Below are 16,733 nucleotides of genomic sequence, written 5' to 3'. Positions count from 1 at the left end.
AGCCGGGACGATCAGCCGAACAGGCCCTCGTCGGATCCGTCGCCGTCGAAGAAGCCGCCATTGCTGTCCAGGCCGCCACTGTCATCGAGGCCGCTGTCGAACAGACCTTCCGACGCGACCTCGCCCGAGCCGCTGTCGAGCAGGCGCCTGCCCTGGGAACCGACGTCGCCCAGGCCGGCCTGGTCGGCCAGCGAGCTGCCCGACTGGTCGCTGAACAGGTTGTTGCCCGGGTCGTCGCTGTTCAGCAGGTGGTTGCCGCCCTGGCCGTGGTGACCGAACATGTTCTCGATGCCCTGGAACAGGAAATTACCGGCCGCGACACCCGCCGCCGTGGCCGCGATCGAGCCCAGCAGGCCGCCGCCAAGGAAGCCGCCGGAGCGCGAACCGAACATGCCGCCCGATACCGGCGGCTGCTGGTATGGCTGCTGGTATTGCTGCGGCGCTTCCTCTCGCTGGTACTCGCGCCGCTCCTGCTGCATCGGCGCACTGGCGGGACGCGTCTCGCCGCTATTGCCCCAGGTATTGGCGTCCAGGAAGCGCCTGTCGCCCTGTTGGGCGCTGCGGAGCTGGTCTTCCAGGTGGGCGATCTGCCCCTTGGCATTCTTCAGCGCCTGCTCCAGCAACAGCGAGCGCTGCACCAGCAGATAGGCGGCGTCCGGCTGCTGGGCAACCGCGCGCTGGATCAGCGCATCGGCTTCCGCATCCTTCTGGATCCCGCGCGCCTGGATCAGCTGGCTCAGGAAATCGTGCAACATCTGTGAATCTTGCGGGCTCATGGCCTTGCCTCCTCAATGTGATTCCGGATAGCCCCCATGTTGGAGGGCGTGGTCAGGATTTCAAGTCACGATCGCCGTTTCGCGCGCTGGCCGCGCCGGAGGCGGCTTGCCTGCGCTGCCGGCAGCTTCGCCGGCTTCGTCGGACGCGCCGTCGAAACGGAAGCCGCCCGCCTCATGCAGTTCCCAGGCCCCCTCCCCCATCAGGTGCAGCACATGGGTGTGATGGCGCAGCACGGCGGGACGGTGGGCGATGCTGATCAGGGTGGCGCCGCTGTCGCGCAGGCGTCCGTAGAGCGAGGCTTCGTTGCCGCTGTCGAGGGCGCTGGTCGCCTCGTCCAGGATTACGATGCGCGGCGCATGCACCAGCACGCGGCCGAAGGCCAGGCGCTGCTGCTCGCCCACCGACAACAGCTTCTCCCAGTCCTGCACCGCCTCCAGGCCGCCCACGCGTTCGGCCAGCTGCGGCAGATGGACCTGCTCCAGGATCGCCAGCAACTGCTCGTCGCTCAGGTCGGACTGCGCACTCGGATAGATGAGCTGGCTGCGCAGGGTGCCATGCTGCAGATAGGGCTGCTGGGGCAGGAAGAAGAACTCTTCAAGCGGCGGATGATGGATGGCGCCGCTGCCCGTGTGCCACAAGCCGGCGATCGCGCGCAACAGCGAACTCTTGCCGCAGCCGCTGTCGCCGGTGATGAGCAGCGCGTCGCCCGGCTTCAGCACCAGGCTCAGCTCCTTGATCAGCACGCGCTCGGATTGCGGCGGATGCAAGGTCAGGGATTCCAGCGCGAGCTGCCCGGCCGGATGCCGCTGGATGCGCGGATGCTGGCCGTCGGCGGCTGCGGTGTCGGGCGCGGCACCGGGGAGCACGAGTTCGGACAGGGCCTCCAGGCGGCCGATGCCCGCCACGAAGCGGCTCAGGCTCTCGAAGTTGTCGACGATGACGCCCACGGCGCCGAGCACCGCGGTAAAGGCACCGGCCGCCTGGATCGCCCGCCCGACTTCCAGTTCCCCGGACAGGACGCCGTCTGCCAGGATCACGCCCGGCAACACCAGGGTGAGCTGGCTGAAGGTGCGCTGGAAAAAGTTGAGGGAGCGCTGCCTCTTGATGAGGCGTCCATAATTCTGGATAACCTTGTCCAGTTTACTGTCGATATGCACCCGCTCCTGGGCTTCGCCGCGATAGAAGGCGATCGATTCCGCGTTTTCGCGCACGCGCATCAGGCTGAAGCGGAAATCCGCCTCGCGCCTCAGCTGCCAGAAATTCAGGTGGATCAGCGGGGTGCCGAATATCCAGAGGGCGATGACGGTGCCGAACGTCGCATACACGGCCAGCACGCCGACCAGCAGGTGGGAAATCGACCACAGCACGGCGCTGAAGGCCACCAGTTGCATGACCGAACCCAGGAAGATCAGCAGGAAATTGATCGACCTTCCCGTGAAGGTATTGATGTCTTCGCTGATGCGCTGGTCGGGGTTGTCGATCTCGCTGCTCGAACCCAGTTCGTAATACCTGCGCCCTTTCAGATAGCCGTCGAGGAAGCGCCCGGTCAGCCAGCGCCGCCACTGGTTGGCGAACAGGTCGCGCATGTAGTAATAGAAGGCATAGACCGGCACCGCGAAAGCCAGCACGAACAGGCACATCCTCACCGATTTCCAGAAGCGGCCACCATCCTTGGCCGCCAGCGCCGAAGTCATCTCGCCGGACTGGTCGTTCAGCATGACGGCCAGCTTGGTCTCGACCAGCATCAGCACGATCAGGAGCGCCAGCAGCAGCCAGGCCCTCCCCTTTTCTTCCCCCAGCCAGTATGGTTTTGCCACACCGATAAATTGCTTCCAAGCAGCGAGCGACAAGGGCGCGGCGCGGCGTCGTTTCTTTGGTGCCGCCGACGCGTCATCGGTCCTGGCGTCGGTTCTGGCGGAGGTGGGCGTGTTCATTTCAAGGGCATAAACGTGGCATCAGTCCCAGCATACGACCAGGAATGAAGGCGTTCGGTGCGGAAACGGACATAGCGGCGATTGATTACAATGACTGAAACCGGTGCCGTATACACAGGGAGAGCCAAATGGGAGCGTGGTCTCACGAGTCATTCGGAAACGATGACGCATGCGATTGGGCAGCACAGCTGGACGAATACGATGACCTGAGCCTTGTCGAGGCGACGCTCGACACCGTGCTCGAGGCCGGCGACGACGAGCTCGAGGCGCCGGAGGCGTCCGAAGCCATTGCGGCGGCTGAAGTGGTGGCCCGGCTGCAGGGCAATCCCGGCACCGCGGATGCCTTACCGGAAGAACTCGACGCCTGGGTGGAGCGCATCCGGCTCCTGCCCTCGGCCGACCTTGCGGCGAAGGCGCGTCGTGCCCTCGATCGCGTGCTCGCCGGTCCTTCCGAGTTGATGGAACTGTGGGACGAATCCGGGGAATCGGAGGCGTGGCAGGCTTCTGTAAGAGAGCTCAAGGACCGCATACGCATCTGACGACGCGTACGCAGCCTGGGGGTATGACAGCTTACTTCTGCAGATCCCAGCCGCCGAAGGCATTCGGCAGCTGGCCGGCGGCCGTGGTCTCGAGCAGGTCGCCCTTCAGGTTGGTCAACACGACCGGCAGCTCGTTGCCACCCAGTTCGAGGGTCACCTGGCGGCAGGCGCCGCAGGGGGCGATCGGACCGTCGGTATCGCCGATCACGGCCAGGGCCGTGAAATCGCCCGGCTTGTAGCCGTGGGCGATGGCCGAGAAGAAGGCGGTGCGCTCGGCGCAGTTGCACAAGCCATAGGACGCGTTCTCCACGTTACAGCCGCGGAAGATGCGGCCGTCCTTGCACTCGAGTGCGGCGCCGACCTTGAACTTCGAGTAGGGGGTATAGGCCAGTTCGCGTGCGGCGCGGGCTTCTTCGATGAGTTTTTCGTATTTCATGGGAACTCCAGGCCGTCGTGGTTTTTACGGACGAATGGTCTTGTAGATCATCGGCTGCGCAGCCGGCGCCTCCGCCGCGATGCGGTAAGCCGCCTGCACCTGACGCACCGCCTGCTCCGCCGCTTCGCTGGAGCGCGCATGCACCAGCGCGATCGGCTGACCCGCATCGACCTTGTTACCGAGTTCGATCAGGTCGGTCAGGCCGACGGCGAAGTCGATCGGGTCTTGCGGACGCACGCGGCCGCCGCCCAGCGCCACCACCGCCAGGCCCAGGCCGCGGCAGTCGGTCGAGTAGGCGTAACCCGATTCCAGGGCCGGCACTGGCACCACGATCGGCGCCTTGGCCAGATGGGCGTCCGGCTTGTCCATCAGGTCGGCCGGGCCGCCCAGGGCGGTGACCATGCGCGCGAAACGCTCGGCGGCTTCGCCCGAATCCAGGGCGTGCTGCAGCTTGGCGTGGGCTTCTTCGCTGGTCGCGGCCAGGCCCGAGATGACCAGCATCTCGGCGCACAGCGCCATCGTCACTTCGTGCAGGCGCTTTGGTCTCGACTTGCCGGTCAGGTAGTCGATCGCGACGCGCACTTCGACTGCATTGCCGGCCGCCGGGCACAAGGACTCGTTCATGCCGGTCAGGATCGCCGAAGTGCGGGTGCCTGCACCGTTGCCTACCTTGACGATCGACTCGGCCAGCTCCACCGATTTTTCGTAGGTCGGCATGAAGGCGCCGCTGCCAGCCTTGACGTCCATGACCAGGGCGTCGAGGCCCGCCGCCAGCTTCTTCGACAGGATCGAGCCGGTGATCATCGCCACCGATTCGACGGTGGCGGTGGTGTCGCGGATGCTGTAGAAGCGCTTGTCGGCCGGCGCCAGCTGGGCGGTCTGGCCGATGATGGCGACGCCGACTTCCTTCACCACCTTCTTGAACAGCTCGGGATCCGGCACCGTCGAGTAGCCCGGGATCGAATCGAATTTGTCCAGGGTGCCGCCGGTGTGGCCCAGGCCACGGCCCGAGATCATCGGCACGAAGCCGCCGCAGGCCGCGATCATCGGGCCCAGCATCAGCGAAACGACGTCGCCGACGCCGCCGGTCGAGTGCTTGTCGACCACCGGCCCCGGCAGGTTCAGCGATTTCCACTCCATGACCTGGCCGGAATCGCGCATCGCCAGCGTGAAGGCGACCCGCTCGTCCATGTTCATGTCGTTGAAGTAGACGGCCATGGCGAGGGCCGCGATCTGGCCTTCGGTGACTTCACCGTTCGGGATGCCGCGTACGAAGAACTGGATTTCTTCCTTGGTCAGGGTGCCGCCGTCGCGCTTTTTGCGGACGATTTCTTGGGGGAGGAACATGATTGCTTCCTTAAGTGTTAGCTCGTAAACGTCGTTCCCGCGGAGGCGGGAACCCAAGTTTGTTCGCGTTACGCTAGCAGAACTTGGGCTCCCGCCTGCGCGGGAACGACGGGGTAACTCAGTATTAAACGCCGTACGGAATCCAGACGTTCTTAACCTGGCTGGCGTGCTGCAGTACCGTCTTGCCGCAAGCCTGCTTGGCATCGAACCAGTCGCGGCCCTTGGCGCCGCCGGTCCAGGTGCGCTTCAGCGACTCGCTGGAGAGGCGCTCGACTTCCGCGCAACCTTCCGCCGAACCGTCGTGGCGCCACACGGCATCCACGTCGAAGTGCGAAGCCAGGGTGCGGGCCAGTTCGTCGCTGGAGCCGGTGACGATGTTCAGCGCGCCGCCCGGCAGGTCCGAAGTGTCCAGCACCTGGTACAGGTCCAGCGCCGACAGCGGATGCGCTTCCGACGGCACGGCGATCACGCGGTTGCCCAGCGCCAGCGCCGGGGCGACCAGCGAGATGAAGCCCAGCAGCGGGTTCTCGTTCGGGCAGACGATGCCGATCACGCCGACCGGCTCGTTCAGCGCCACGGTAATGCCGTGCATCGGCGGCTGGTGCGCCAGGCCGTCGTACTTGTCGGCCCAGGCGGCCCAGTAGAACAGGCGCTCGATCGAGGCCTGCACTTCGGCCGCAGCGTTCTTCGCGCCGGTCTGCTGGGCGATACGCGACGCGAATTCGTCGGCGCGCACGGCCAGGTTTTCGGCGATGTAGTACAGCACCTGGGCGCGGTTGTGGGCGGTGGCTTTCGACCAGCCGGCCGCCTTGTGCGCGGCTTCGACGGCGTTGCGGATGTCCTTGCGGTTGCCTTCGCCGATGTCGGCGATGAACTGGCCGTTGGCGCCATGGATGGCGCGGCTGTAGGCGCCGTCCGGGCGGGCCTGCTTGCCGCCGATGTAGAGCTTGGCGGTACGGTCGACGGCGAACGGGACACCCTCTTCCACCGGCTTGAGCTTGCCCTTTTCAGGCGCGAGCGGCGCGGCCGGGCGGCGGTCTTCGGCCAGCGGGGTCAGGTACTCGTACATGCCCTCCTTGCCGCCTTCGCGGCCGAAGCCCGATTCCTTGTAACCGCCGAAGCCGCAGGCGGCGTCGAACTGGTTGGCGGTGTTGATCCACACCACGCCGGCCTTGATGGCGGGCGCGACGTCCAGTGCCAGGCTGATCGACTCCGTCCACACGCAGGCGGCCAGGCCGTAGACGGTGTTGTTGGCCAGCTGGACCGCTTCACCCGGGGTGCGGAAGCTCATCGCCACCAGCACCGGGCCGAAGATTTCGGTCTGGGCCACGGCGGCCGAGGTCGAGGCGCCGGTGATCAGGGTCGGCAGGTACCAGGAGCCGGCAACCGGCATGTCGCAGCTCGGCTGCCAGATTTCGCAACCCTCGGCGCGGGCGGATTCCACCAGGCCGGTGATGCGCTGCTGCTGCACCGGATCGACCAGCGCGCCGATGTCGTTCGACTTGTCCAGCGGCGAGCCGACGCGCAGGTTCTGCATGCGCGCCTTGACCTTGGCGATGAAGCGCGGGTAGACCGATTCCTGCACCAGCAGGCGCGAGCCTGCGCAGCAGACCTGGCCCTGATTGAACCAGATCGAATCCACGAGACCTTCGACGGCGGCGTCCAGGTCCGCGTCTTCGAAGACGATGAAGGGCGACTTGCCGCCCAGTTCCAGAGACAGCTTCTTGCCGGTGCCGGCGGTGGCCTTGCGGATGATGCGGCCCACTTCGGTCGAGCCGGTGAAGGCCAGCTTGTCGATGCCCGGGTGGTTGACGATGGCTTCGCCCACGCGGCCGTCGCCGGTGACGATGTTGACCACGCCGGCCGGCACGCCGGCCTGCTGGCAGATCTCGGCGAACAGCAGTGCGCTCAAGGACGTGAACTCGGCCGGCTTGAAGACGATGGTGTTGCCGGCTGCGAGCGCAGGCGCGATTTTCCACGCCAGCATCAGCAGCGGGAAGTTCCACGGCACGATCTGGCCGACCACGCCGACGGCGCGGTAGTCGGCGAATTCTTCCGACTGCAGCTGGGCCCAGCCGGCGTGATGATAGAAGTGGCGCGCGGCCAGCGGCAGGTCGGCATCGCGGGTTTCGCGGATGGTCTTGCCGTTGTCCAGGGTCTCGAGCACGGCGAACAGGCGCGAGTGCTTCTGCAGCAGGCGGGCGATCGCGTACAGGATCTTGGCGCGGCCGTGGCCGCCCATGGCGACCCAGAGCGGCTGGGCGCGGCGCGCGGCTTCGACGGCGCGGTTGACGTCGTCCGAGGTTGCTTGCGTCACCTGGGCCAGTTCGTTGCCGTCGGCCGGATTGAAGGAACCGAAGGTGTCAAGGGCTTCAGTCCAGGCGTTGTCGATGAACAGGCCGAAACGGCGGCCATGCTGGTCCAGCCACGCTTGCGCTTCCTTGGTGCTTTCGGGTGCGGGACCGTAATCCATAGTTTGCAGAATCTCTTTGATAGTAGGCATGACGAATCCGTGAAATCTTAGGGTTGCGCGTGGCGGTGGGCGGCCGAGTAGTAGCCGGTCACGTGGTGCTCGAGCTGGCGCTCGATGTCGGTCAGCAGGCTGGATGCGCCGATGCGGAACAGGTGCGGCTGCAGCCATTCGTTACCCAGCTCTTCCTTCATCACGGTCAGGTACTGCAGCGCGGATTTCGCGGTGCTCACGCCGCCCGCCGGCTTGTAGCCGACCTTGAAGCCGGTACGTTCGTAGTATTCGCGGATCGCACGCACCATCACCAGCGACACCGGGATGGTCGCGTTCACGCCTTCCTTGCCGGTCGAGGTCTTGATGAAGTCGGCGCCGGCCATCATGCAGACCCAGGATGCCTTGGCCACGTTTTCCAGGGTGACCAGGTCGCCGGTCGCCAGAATGGCTTTCACGTGGGCTTCGCCGCAAGCCTGGCGGTAGGCCAGCATCTCGTCGTACAGCGCCTGCCAGTTACCGGTCAGGACGTGCTGGCGGGTGATCACGATGTCGATCTCGGTCGCGCCCGCGGCCACCGACAGTTCGATCTCGCGCAGCTTGGTTTCCATGCTCGACAGGCCGGCCGGGAAGGCGGTCGACACCGCGGCGATCGGCAGTCGGCCTTTCAGGACCTGCACCGCCGGGGTGATCATCTCGTGATACACGCAGACGGCGCCGGTGGTCAGCGAGTCCAGGCCCAGTGCCTGCATCAGGTCGGTGCGCAGCGGACGCATCGCCTTCATGCACAGGCGCTCGACGCGGCCCGGGGTATCGTCGCCGGACAGGGTGGTCAGGTCGATGCATTCGATCGCCTTGACCAGCCAGGCGGCCTGGTAGTCCTTCTTGACCGTGCGGCGGTTCGCCAGGCTGGCGGCGCGGCGGTCGGCGGCGTTGCGGTTGACCTTGAGGTGGTTGATCCAGCCCAGGTCGAGGCCGGTGGCCGTGTTACGCGCAGTGATAATTTTAGAATCGAGGTTCGGGCTCATAGCACAGCAGTTCCGTTCGAGAGAGGTTTGACGCCGAGGTGTTTGGCGAGCGTTGCGCCGATATCGGAGAAGGTGTCGGCCACCGGCAGTTCCTTCGCGGGCGCGGCCGGGCCGAAGAACAGCATCGGGATGTGTTCGCGGGTGTGGTCGGAGCCGGGCCAGGTCGGGTCGCAGCCGTGGTCGGCGGTGATCACGACCAGGTCGCCGGGCTGAAGCTTGGCCATGAATTCGGGCAGGCGCGCGTCCAGCTCGTGCAGCGCGTTCGAGTAACCGGCGACGTCGCGGCGATGGCCGAAGTGCATGTCGAAGTCGACGAAGTTCACGAAGGTCAGCGACTTGTCGCCGGCGGTGTCCGCGACTTCCAGCAGGCGGTCGAACAGCGCCATATTGTCGGCGCCCTTGATCAGTTGGGTCACGCCCTGGCCGGCGAAGATATCGCTGATCTTGCCGAGCGCGATGACCTCGCCGCCGGCGTCCTTGACGTGGTCCAGCAGGGTCGGCGCGACCGGCGGCACGGCGTAGTCGTGACGGTTGCTGGTGCGCTTGTAATCACCGTTCGCGCCGGTGAAGGGACGCGCGATCACACGGCCAATATTGTAGGGCTTGACCAGCTCGTACGCGGCTTCGCAGACTTCGTACAGGCGCTCGAGGCCGAAGTGTTCTTCGTGCGCGGCGATCTGCAGCACCGAGTCGGCCGAGGTGTACAGGATCGGCTTGCCGCTGGCGACGTGCTCGTCGCCCAGCTCGTTGATGATGGTGGTGCCGGAAGCGTGGCAGTTGCCCAGCCAGCCCGGTACGCCCGTCAGCTCCTGCAGTTTATCCGTCAGCTCTTTCGGGAAGCTCGGCACGGTCTTGGGGAAGTAGCCCCAGTCGAACAGCACCGGCACGCCGGCGATTTCCCAGTGGCCGCTCTGGGTGTCCTTGCCGGTCGACTGCTCGCGGGCGACGCCCCAGGCGCCGCTGAAGCCGTCGCGTTTCTCGAAACCGGCCGGCCATTCGCCGCAGGCTTTATGCGCCGCGGCGCCGAGGCCGATGGTTTCCAGGGTCGGCAGCGACATCGGCTTGCCTTCCCTGGCGGCCCATTCGGCGATGTGGCCGAGGGTGTTGGCGCCGGTGTCGCCGTACTTGCCGGCGTCGGGCAGTGCGCCGAGGCCGAAGGAGTCAAGCAGGAGGATGAATGCGCGTGACATATAGTTATCTCACATAGAAATTGCTAGCAGAAATTGCTAGCTCGTCGCCCCCGCGAAGGCGGGGGTCCAAGTTTGCCTGCGTTTCGACTGCTCGACAAACTTGGGTCCCCGCCTGCGCGGGGACGACGTATTAGGCGTTAGCGGTCGTACCCAGACGTTCAATAAACGCGTGCATCAACGCCACCAGGTCCTTGGCCGCCACCGCAGCATACTTCAGGGTCTGCTCGTGCGACAGCGGGAACGGGGTCAGGCCTTCGGCCAGGTTGGTGATGGCGGAGACGCCGGCGACTTTCAGGCCGCAGTGGCGGGCGGCGATCACTTCCGGGACCACCGACATGCCGACCACGTCGGCGCCCATGGTGCGGAAGGCGCGAATCTCGGCCGCGGTTTCGAAGTGCGGGCCCGGGGTCGACAGGTAGACGCCTTCGTGCAGGGTGATGCCCTTCTCTTTCGCCACGGTCTTCACCAGTTCGCGGGTGTCAAGGTCATAGGCGTTGGCCATGCTGAAGAAGCGCGGGCCGAAGCGGTCGTCGTTCGGGCCGGCCATCGGGCTGCCCGGCAGCAGGTTGATGTGGTCGGAAAGCAGCACGATGCTGCCGGCGTCCACTTCCGGACGCAGCGAACCGGCCGCGTTGGTCACGAACAGCAGTTCGCAGCCCATCAGTTTCAGGGTACGGACAGCGGAAGTCATCACGCTGGCGCCGTAGCCTTCATAGAAGTGGCCGCGGCCCTTCATGCAGGCGACCGGCACGCCGGCCAGGGTGCCCAGCACCAGTTCGCCGGCGTGGCCGTGCACGGTGCTGATCGGGAAGCCAGGCAGGTCGGCGTAGCTGATCGCCACCGCGTCCGTCATCTGCTCGGCCAGCACGCCGAGACCGGAGCCGAGGATGAGCGCCACACGCGGCGTGAAACCGGGCTTGCGGGCACGGATGACGTCGGCGGCTTCGAATGGGGTGTTGCTGAGCATGGATGGCTTCCTTGTGATATTCGCTGGATTGGGCTTATTGCGGGTATTCGTGCTGGCAGACCGGAGAAGCTGAAGGAGCGTCAGGCGCTCAAGGTGTTGCACAGAAAGCGGGAGCCCGGTGCACCAAATAAATCAAACTATGCATTATCGTGGATTGGTATGGCAAATACCAAATTTTTGCTCGATTTATATGTAGAAGGTATAAATGGGCTATGCTGCATGTTAGCCCCCGGAGACAGCCTCGGATTGACGCCGACCAAACAAGTGTTTAAGATTAAAAACAATTGTTTATAGCCTCCTTGAATCGGAACCACCGTGAGCGAACACTCAAAAAAACAACAGTTGCTTGAGCTGATCCGCGCGAACCCCTTTATTTCGCAGCAGGATCTGGCTGCCAGCCTGGGGCTGTCGCGCTCGGCCGTGGCCGGCTATATCGCCGGCCTGATCCGCGAACGCAAGCTGCTGGGACGCGCCTATGTGCTGCCGGACCGCCGTCCCGTCACCTGCATCGGCGCGGCCAACCTCGACCGCAAGCTGCGCTCGCTGGCCGGCATCGCCATGCACACCTCGAACCCCGCCATCCAGAGCGAATCCTTCGGCGGCGTCGCCCGCAACATCGCCGAAAACCTCGCGCGCATGGGCACGCCGGCCGCCCTGCTGACCGCGACCGGCAAGGACAGCTCGGGCGCCGCCCTGCTCGCCCACGCAAAAAGCCTCGGCATCGACCTGGGGGGCACGCTGCAGCTGCCCGACCTCGCCAGCGGCACCTATACCGCGGTGCTGGACCAGGATGGCGAGATGGTGGTCGCGCTGGCCGACATGGCCCTCTACGACCGCCTCGATCGCGCCTTCGTCGACAGCTGCCAGGCCCGGCTCGCGACCAGCGCGCTGGTGGTGGCCGACCTCAACCTGCCGCTCGACACGGTCGACGCCGTGATCGCCGGAGCGCGCCGTGCCGAGGTGCCGCTGGTGCTGGTGGCGGTGTCCGAGCCGAAGATGGCGCGCCTGCCGCGCGATCTCTCGGGCGTGCGTCTCTTGATCCTGAACCGCGGCGAACTCGCGGCGCGGGTCGGGCGCGAACTCTCCAGCGAAACCGAGCTCGACGCCGCGGTGGCCGAAGTGCGGGCCCAGGGCGCGCGCGACCTGATCGTCACGCGCGGCGCCGACGGCGTGCTGTTCACGCGCGGCGGCACGGGTGAGGACCGGATCGTCCGCCTGTACGCGCCCGGCACCGACGTGGTCGACGTCACCGGCGCCGGCGACGCCTTCGCGGCCGCCGTGTGCTGGTCGCTGGTCCACGACGGCGAAGACCTCGAACTGGCCTGCCGGCGCGGCCTGAAACTGTCGGCGCTGACCCTCGGCGTGACCGAGACGGTGCATCCGCGCCTCGGCCCGGACACTCTTACGAACATGAACCTCCAGGACTGACCATGCAAGCCTTTCTCCAGTTTTCTCCCGAAGTGCAGGCCGCCCGCGCCGCCGGCAAACCCGTCGTCGCCCTCGAGTCGACCATCATCTCGCACGGCATGCCCTACCCGCAGAACGTGCAGACCGCGCGCGAAGTCGAGCAGGTGATCCGCGACGCCGGCGCGGTGCCGGCCACCATCGCCATCATCGACGGCCGCATCTGCATCGGCCTGTCCGACGACCAGCTCGAGCAGCTGGGCCAGTCGACGGACGCGATCAAGGTGAGCCGCCGCGACCTGGCCTACGTCCTGGCCACCAGAAAGCTCGGCGCCACCACCGTCGCCGCCACCATGATCTGCGCGAAGCTGGCCGGCATCGAAGTCTTCGTCACCGGCGGCATCGGCGGCGTGCACCGCGGCGCCGAGACCAGCTTCGACATCTCGGCCGACCTGCAGGAACTGGCCCGGACCGGCGTCGCCGTGGTCTGCGCGGGCGTCAAGTCCATCCTCGACATCGGCCTGACCCTCGAATACCTCGAGACCCACGGCGTGCCGGTGGTGAGCGTGGGCCAGGCGGCCTTCCCCGCCTTCTTCACGCGCGACAGCGGCTTCAAGGCCGACTTCCAGCTCGACACGCCGGAAGAACAGGCGCGCTTCATCCGCACCAAGTGGCAGCTCGGCCTGGAGGGCGGCGTGGTGGTCAGCAATCCGGTGCCGGAAGTCTCGTCGATGAAGAACGAGGAGATCGATGCCATCATCGCCCAGGCCCTGGCCGAAGCGGCGCAGCAGGGCGTGAAGGGCAAGCTCGTCACGCCCTTCCTGCTGGCGCGCATCAAGGAACTGACGGGCGGCCGCAGCCTGGCCACCAACATCGCCCTGGTCAAGCACAACGCCCTGGTCGGCGCCAAGCTGGCCGTGGCGCTGCACGCCACCCATTAACGACAGCCTGACGGGTTCTCCATGTCGATCGACCTGAAGCAGTTGAAGTATTTCCTCGCGGTGGCCGAAGAGAAAAGCTTCAGCCGCGCCGCCGAGCGCCTGCACATCTCGCAACCGCCGCTCTCGCAGCAGATCATGAAGCTGGAGAGCGAGCTGGGGGTGCGCCTGTTCGCGCGCACCACCCGCAGCTTCGAGCTGACGGTGGCCGGCAAGGCCTTCATGCAGGAAGCCTCGGACCTGCTGGGGCGGATGCGGATGGCGGTCGACACCATCCGCCAGATCGACCGCGGCGAGGTCGGGCGCCTGCGCGTGGGCATCGTCGGCTCGGCGATGTGGGGCCCGATACCCGGCCTGCTGGAACAGTTCCAGAGCCAGTTCCCGCGCGTGACCTGGACCATCCACGAACTCGGCCCGAACGAGCAGTGGGACGCCCTGCGCGGAAAACAGATCGACGTCGGCTTCTGGCGCGAGCCGAAGCGCGACGAGGACGAACTGAAGCACGCCGGCCTGCGCCAGGACCTGTGCTTCCAGGAGAACTACTGCGTGGCGGTGAACGTCCAGGATCCGCTGGCGCGCAAGGACCGCATCGAGCTCACCGACATCGCCGGCGAGCCGCTGCTGATCCTGCACCTGGACCAGTCGGCCGAGCCGCGCTACCTGATCCAGTGCTGCGTGAACGCCGGCTTCCAGCCGACCATCTTCCAGGAGGCGGCCGAGCCGCAGACCCTGCTGGCGATGGTGGGCGCGGGCCTGGGCGTGGCGCTGATGCCGGAGACCACCGGCCGGATCGGCTGGCCGGGCGTGCGCTTCCTGCCGATCAGGGACATTCCGCCGTCGGCGAACCTGTACATCACCTATCCGATCCAGGACGACGCGCCGGTGGTGCGGGCCTTCCTGAAGATCGTGAATCCGGAAGGCGAATCCTAGGAATCGATCCCGATAGGGATAGGCTCCACTCAAGCCGGCGGACTGGCCGCATCCATCAGGTTCGTCCGCAGATTGACGATGGCCTTCTGCAGGGTCCGGAACTCTTCCGGGGTCAAGCCCGCGGCCTTGGCCGTGACCTCGCGGTAGTCGAAGGCTTTTTCCCGCAGTTGGCGTCCGGCCTCGGTCAGGGACACCCGCACGCTGCGCTCATCCTCCGCGTCGCGCTCGCGGCGCACATATCCCATCGCTTCCAGGCGCTTGAGCATCGGCGTGAGCGTGCTCGGCTCCAGGAACAGGTTTTCGCTGAGGCCCTTGACCGTCTGCCGGTCCTGTTCCCAGAGCGCGATGATGGTCACGTACTGCGGGTAGGTCAGCCCCAGCTGCTCCAGCACCGGCTTGTAGACGCGTGAATAGGCCAGGTTGGTCGAGTAGATGGCAAAGCACATGAAGTCGCCGAGTTTTGCGGCGTCCTTGCGCTTCCGATCGTCCTTGCTCATTTGACATCCCCAAAAAATAATTATCGCGATAACGATTATCGTACTTGAAAAGCGCGGAGACTTCGTATAAATTTATGATCATAATGATTATCGTCATAAGTAATTCCAGAAAGTTCTCCTCTAACCGCCATCGGAGTCAAGCATGAGCAAGCACGACAAGCAGTCCAGCATCCGCAGCCTGGCAGCGGCAGCCGCCCTGGCCGCCGCATCCTTCGCCCTGCCCGGCGCGGCGCAAGCGGCAAGGCCGGCGCCCGGCTTCGCCTCGATCAAACAGGTGGATGCGGGCGTCCTGAATGTCGGCTACGTGGACGAAGGTCCGGCCACGGGCCCCGTCGTGATCCTCCTGCACGGCTGGCCCTACGACATCCACAGCTACGTCGACGTCGTGCCCCTGCTGACCAGGGCCGGCTATCGCGTGATCGTGCCCCACCTGCGCGGTTATGGCAGCACCCGCTTCCTCGACGCCCATGCCGTGCGCAACGGCGAACCGGCGGCGCTCGCGGCCGACGTGGTCGCGCTGATGGATGCGCTGAAGATCGACCGCGCCATCCTGGCCGGCTACGATTGGGGCGCGCGCACGGCGGACATCGTCGCCGCCCTGTGGCCGCAGCGCGTCAAGGGCCTGGTGTCGGTGAGCGGCTACCTGATCGGCAGCCAGGAAGCGGGCAGGCAGCCGCTGCCGCCCGCCGCGGAACAGCAGTGGTGGTACCAGTTCTACTTCGCCACCGAGCGCGGCCGGGTCGGCTACGAGAAGAACCGCCACGATTTCGCCAAACTGATCTGGCAGACCGCCTCGCCCCGCTGGCACTTCGACGACGCCACCTTCGAGCGCAGCGCCGCCTCGCTGGACAATCCGGACCACGCCGCCATCACGATCCACAACTACCGCTGGCGGCTCGGCCTGGCGGAGGGAGAAGCGAAATACGCGGGGCTGGAAGCCAGCCTTGCCACATCGCCGGCCATCACGGTCCCGACGATCACCCTGGAGGGCGACGCCAACGGCGCGCCGCATCCTGAGCCGGCGGCTTATGCGAAGCGCTTCACCGGCAAGTATAGACATGAACTCATCCGCGGCGGCATCGGCCACAACCTGCCGCAGGAAGCGCCGCGCGCCTTCGCCGACGCCGTGATCGACGTCGACCATCTCTGAGACGGAGAGCAGACCCGCCATGTTCGAATTCAAACGCATGCTTCGCCATCCCCTGAACTGGCTGTCCGGCGCCGTCCTTGCAGCGGCCGCTACCGGCGCCGCCTTCTCGATGATGATGCCGGCGGCCGGCGCGGCCGGCGCGGCCGATACCGGCTACCGCAGCGGCTTGCCGGTACTCGGCGCCCTGCCGCCGCTGGACGGCGCCGTGACCTGGCTGAACTCCCCTGCCCTCAGCGGCAAGGCTTTGCAGGGCAAGGTGGTGCTGGTCGATTTCTGGACCTATTCCTGCATCAACTGCATCCGCACCTTGCCCTACCTGCGCGCCTGGGAACGGAAATACCGTGACCAGGGCCTGGTCGTGGTCGGCGTCCACACGCCGGAGTTCGACTTCGAGAAGGAGATCGCGAACCTCAACCAGGCCCTTGCGCGCTTCATGATCGACTACCCGGTGGCCGTGGACAGCGACAGGCGCATCTGGACCGCCTTCCGCAACAATGCCTGGCCCGTGTTCTACATTGCCGACGCCCGCGGCCAGCTGCGCGCGCGTGTCGTCGGCGAAGGCAACTACGAGAAGACGGAACGCATCATCCAGTCACTGCTGGCGGAAGCGGGCAAGGCCGGCGCGCCGGACACCCTCGTCACGCCGCGCGCCGCCGGCGAACAGTCCGCCCCCGACCTCGCGCACCTGGGGTCCGGCGAAACCTATGTAGGCTATGCGCAGGCGTCCAATCTGGCCGGCGGCGGGCAGCTCGAACGCGATGCGCCGCACGATTACGCGAGGACGGAGGTCGGATCGAACCAGTGGAGCCTCGTCGGCAACTGGACCGTCGGCGCCGAGCGCGCCCGCCTGAACCACGCGGACGGCAGCATCGTCTACCGCTTCAGTGCGCGCGACCTGCACCTGGTGCTGGGACCGGGACCCGGCGGCAAGCCGGTGCGCTTCCAGGTACGCATCGACGGCCGCGCGCCCGGAGCGGATCACGGTTCGGACACCGACGTCGACGGCAACGGCAGCATCGGCGATACGCGGCTCTACCAGCTCGTCAGGCAGTCCGGCGCCGTGAAGGAACACCTGTTCGAGATCCGCTTCCTCGACGCCGGCGCCAGCGCCTTCGCGTTCACCTTCGGCTGATCC

The 16,733-nt window shown here is 66.2% G+C and carries 15 protein-coding genes; 6 read left to right on the top strand and 9 right to left on the bottom strand.

Translation table 11 applies throughout. The features are described from left to right. Nucleotides 1-11: 11 nt before the first annotated feature. Both AB4Z32_RS13210 and AB4Z32_RS13205 read right to left on the bottom strand, forming a co-directional pair. The gene (locus AB4Z32_RS13210; RefSeq protein ID WP_442122303.1) at nucleotides 12-776 is read right to left on the bottom strand and encodes a DUF2076 family protein; all 765 of its coding nucleotides are present in this window, start codon (nucleotides 774-776) and stop codon (nucleotides 12-14) included. A gap of 60 nt (nucleotides 777-836) precedes the next feature. Continuing rightward, nucleotides 837-2,594 (bottom strand): ABC transporter ATP-binding protein/permease, encoded by a 1,758-nt coding sequence (locus AB4Z32_RS13205; protein ID WP_442122302.1) that lies wholly within the window; start codon nucleotides 2,592-2,594, stop codon nucleotides 837-839. A 245-nt stretch (nucleotides 2,595-2,839) separates the two neighbouring features. On the opposite strand from AB4Z32_RS13205, the gene AB4Z32_RS13200 reads away from it, so the two are divergent. Beyond that, on the top strand, nucleotides 2,840-3,250 hold the full coding sequence (locus AB4Z32_RS13200) for a DUF4259 domain-containing protein (RefSeq protein ID WP_442122301.1): 411 nt from the start codon (nucleotides 2,840-2,842) through the stop codon (nucleotides 3,248-3,250). Between the two features lie 31 nt (nucleotides 3,251-3,281). Here AB4Z32_RS13200 and AB4Z32_RS13195 read toward each other — a convergent pair whose 3' ends face one another. The 6 genes from AB4Z32_RS13195 to xapA form a co-directional block, all read right to left on the bottom strand. Continuing rightward, nucleotides 3,282-3,686 (bottom strand): cytidine deaminase, encoded by a 405-nt coding sequence (locus AB4Z32_RS13195; protein WP_442122300.1) that lies wholly within the window; start codon nucleotides 3,684-3,686, stop codon nucleotides 3,282-3,284. 24 nt (nucleotides 3,687-3,710) lie between these two features. Next, nucleotides 3,711-5,033 carry a thymidine phosphorylase gene (gene deoA, locus AB4Z32_RS13190; RefSeq protein ID WP_442122299.1) on the bottom strand — a complete coding sequence of 441 codons (1,323 nt, stop codon included), beginning with the start codon at nucleotides 5,031-5,033 and terminating at the stop codon, nucleotides 3,711-3,713. Between the two features lie 124 nt (nucleotides 5,034-5,157). Next, nucleotides 5,158-7,536, bottom strand: coding sequence for an aldehyde dehydrogenase family protein (locus tag AB4Z32_RS13185; RefSeq protein ID WP_442122298.1), 2,379 nt, complete (start codon nucleotides 7,534-7,536; stop codon nucleotides 5,158-5,160). Between the two features lie 17 nt (nucleotides 7,537-7,553). Next, on the bottom strand, nucleotides 7,554-8,522 hold the full coding sequence (deoC, locus tag AB4Z32_RS13180) for a deoxyribose-phosphate aldolase (RefSeq protein WP_442122297.1): 969 nt from the start codon (nucleotides 8,520-8,522) through the stop codon (nucleotides 7,554-7,556). Further along, nucleotides 8,519-9,712 (bottom strand): phosphopentomutase, encoded by a 1,194-nt coding sequence (locus tag AB4Z32_RS13175; protein ID WP_442122296.1) that lies wholly within the window; start codon nucleotides 9,710-9,712, stop codon nucleotides 8,519-8,521. The genes deoC and AB4Z32_RS13175 overlap by 4 nt, the downstream gene beginning before the upstream one ends. Nucleotides 9,713-9,842: 130 nt before the next feature. Beyond that, nucleotides 9,843-10,679, bottom strand: a complete 837-nt coding sequence (gene xapA, locus AB4Z32_RS13170; protein WP_442122295.1) for a xanthosine phosphorylase — start codon at nucleotides 10,677-10,679, stop codon at nucleotides 9,843-9,845. A gap of 315 nt (nucleotides 10,680-10,994) precedes the next feature. On the opposite strand from xapA, the gene AB4Z32_RS13165 reads away from it, so the two are divergent. Genes AB4Z32_RS13165 through AB4Z32_RS13155 form a run of 3 tightly spaced genes read left to right on the top strand, consistent with a single transcriptional unit; the run spans nucleotide 10,995 to nucleotide 13,951 of the window. Continuing rightward, nucleotides 10,995-12,107, top strand: coding sequence for a carbohydrate kinase (locus tag AB4Z32_RS13165; RefSeq protein ID WP_442122294.1), 1,113 nt, complete (start codon nucleotides 10,995-10,997; stop codon nucleotides 12,105-12,107). A 2-nt stretch (nucleotides 12,108-12,109) separates the two neighbouring features. Then, nucleotides 12,110-13,024: a pseudouridine-5'-phosphate glycosidase gene (locus AB4Z32_RS13160; RefSeq protein ID WP_442122293.1), complete on the top strand. Its 915-nt coding sequence runs from the start codon at nucleotides 12,110-12,112 to the stop codon at nucleotides 13,022-13,024. A 21-nt stretch (nucleotides 13,025-13,045) separates the two neighbouring features. Further along, nucleotides 13,046-13,951, top strand: a complete 906-nt coding sequence (locus AB4Z32_RS13155; RefSeq protein WP_442122292.1) for a LysR family transcriptional regulator — start codon at nucleotides 13,046-13,048, stop codon at nucleotides 13,949-13,951. Between the two features lie 29 nt (nucleotides 13,952-13,980). Here the strand turns inward: AB4Z32_RS13155 and AB4Z32_RS13150 are convergent, their stop codons facing one another. Next, nucleotides 13,981-14,448 (bottom strand): MarR family winged helix-turn-helix transcriptional regulator, encoded by a 468-nt coding sequence (locus AB4Z32_RS13150; protein WP_442122291.1) that lies wholly within the window; start codon nucleotides 14,446-14,448, stop codon nucleotides 13,981-13,983. A gap of 142 nt (nucleotides 14,449-14,590) precedes the next feature. On the opposite strand from AB4Z32_RS13150, the gene AB4Z32_RS13145 reads away from it, so the two are divergent. Together AB4Z32_RS13145 and AB4Z32_RS13140 are read left to right on the top strand one after the other, a co-directional pair. Next, complete coding sequence (locus tag AB4Z32_RS13145; protein WP_442122290.1) at nucleotides 14,591-15,598, top strand: alpha/beta fold hydrolase; 1,008 nt, start codon at nucleotides 14,591-14,593, stop codon at nucleotides 15,596-15,598. Between the two features lie 19 nt (nucleotides 15,599-15,617). Then, nucleotides 15,618-16,730: a thioredoxin family protein gene (locus AB4Z32_RS13140; protein WP_442122289.1), complete on the top strand. Its 1,113-nt coding sequence runs from the start codon at nucleotides 15,618-15,620 to the stop codon at nucleotides 16,728-16,730. Nucleotides 16,731-16,733: the final 3 nt, after the last annotated feature.

The sequence above is a fragment of the Massilia sp. 2TAF26 genome, assembly GCF_052115005.1.
Lineage (GTDB): Bacteria > Pseudomonadota > Gammaproteobacteria > Burkholderiales > Burkholderiaceae_D > Telluria.
This window is presented reverse-complemented; position numbering and strand designations above follow the sequence as displayed.

Excerpts from the sequence above, each read along its gene's own strand:
- AB4Z32_RS13175 (WP_442122296.1), bottom strand. The coding sequence starts at position 9,712 with ATGTCACGCGCATTCATCCTCCTGCTTGACTCCTTCGGCCTCGGCGCA.
- AB4Z32_RS13150 (WP_442122291.1), bottom strand. The coding sequence starts at position 14,448 with ATGAGCAAGGACGATCGGAAGCGCAAGGACGCCGCAAAACTCGGCGAC.
- AB4Z32_RS13195 (WP_442122300.1), bottom strand. The coding sequence starts at position 3,686 with ATGAAATACGAAAAACTCATCGAAGAAGCCCGCGCCGCACGCGAACTG.
- AB4Z32_RS13140 (WP_442122289.1), top strand. The coding sequence starts at position 15,618 with ATGTTCGAATTCAAACGCATGCTTCGCCATCCCCTGAACTGGCTGTCC.
- deoA (WP_442122299.1), bottom strand. The coding sequence starts at position 5,033 with ATGTTCCTCCCCCAAGAAATCGTCCGCAAAAAGCGCGACGGCGGCACC.
- AB4Z32_RS13155 (WP_442122292.1), top strand. The coding sequence starts at position 13,046 with ATGTCGATCGACCTGAAGCAGTTGAAGTATTTCCTCGCGGTGGCCGAA.
- AB4Z32_RS13210 (WP_442122303.1), bottom strand. The coding sequence starts at position 776 with ATGAGCCCGCAAGATTCACAGATGTTGCACGATTTCCTGAGCCAGCTG.
- deoC (WP_442122297.1), bottom strand. The coding sequence starts at position 8,522 with ATGAGCCCGAACCTCGATTCTAAAATTATCACTGCGCGTAACACGGCC.
- xapA (WP_442122295.1), bottom strand. The coding sequence starts at position 10,679 with ATGCTCAGCAACACCCCATTCGAAGCCGCCGACGTCATCCGTGCCCGC.
- AB4Z32_RS13200 (WP_442122301.1), top strand. The coding sequence starts at position 2,840 with ATGGGAGCGTGGTCTCACGAGTCATTCGGAAACGATGACGCATGCGAT.
- AB4Z32_RS13145 (WP_442122290.1), top strand. The coding sequence starts at position 14,591 with ATGAGCAAGCACGACAAGCAGTCCAGCATCCGCAGCCTGGCAGCGGCA.
- AB4Z32_RS13185 (WP_442122298.1), bottom strand. The coding sequence starts at position 7,536 with ATGCCTACTATCAAAGAGATTCTGCAAACTATGGATTACGGTCCCGCA.
- AB4Z32_RS13160 (WP_442122293.1), top strand. The coding sequence starts at position 12,110 with ATGCAAGCCTTTCTCCAGTTTTCTCCCGAAGTGCAGGCCGCCCGCGCC.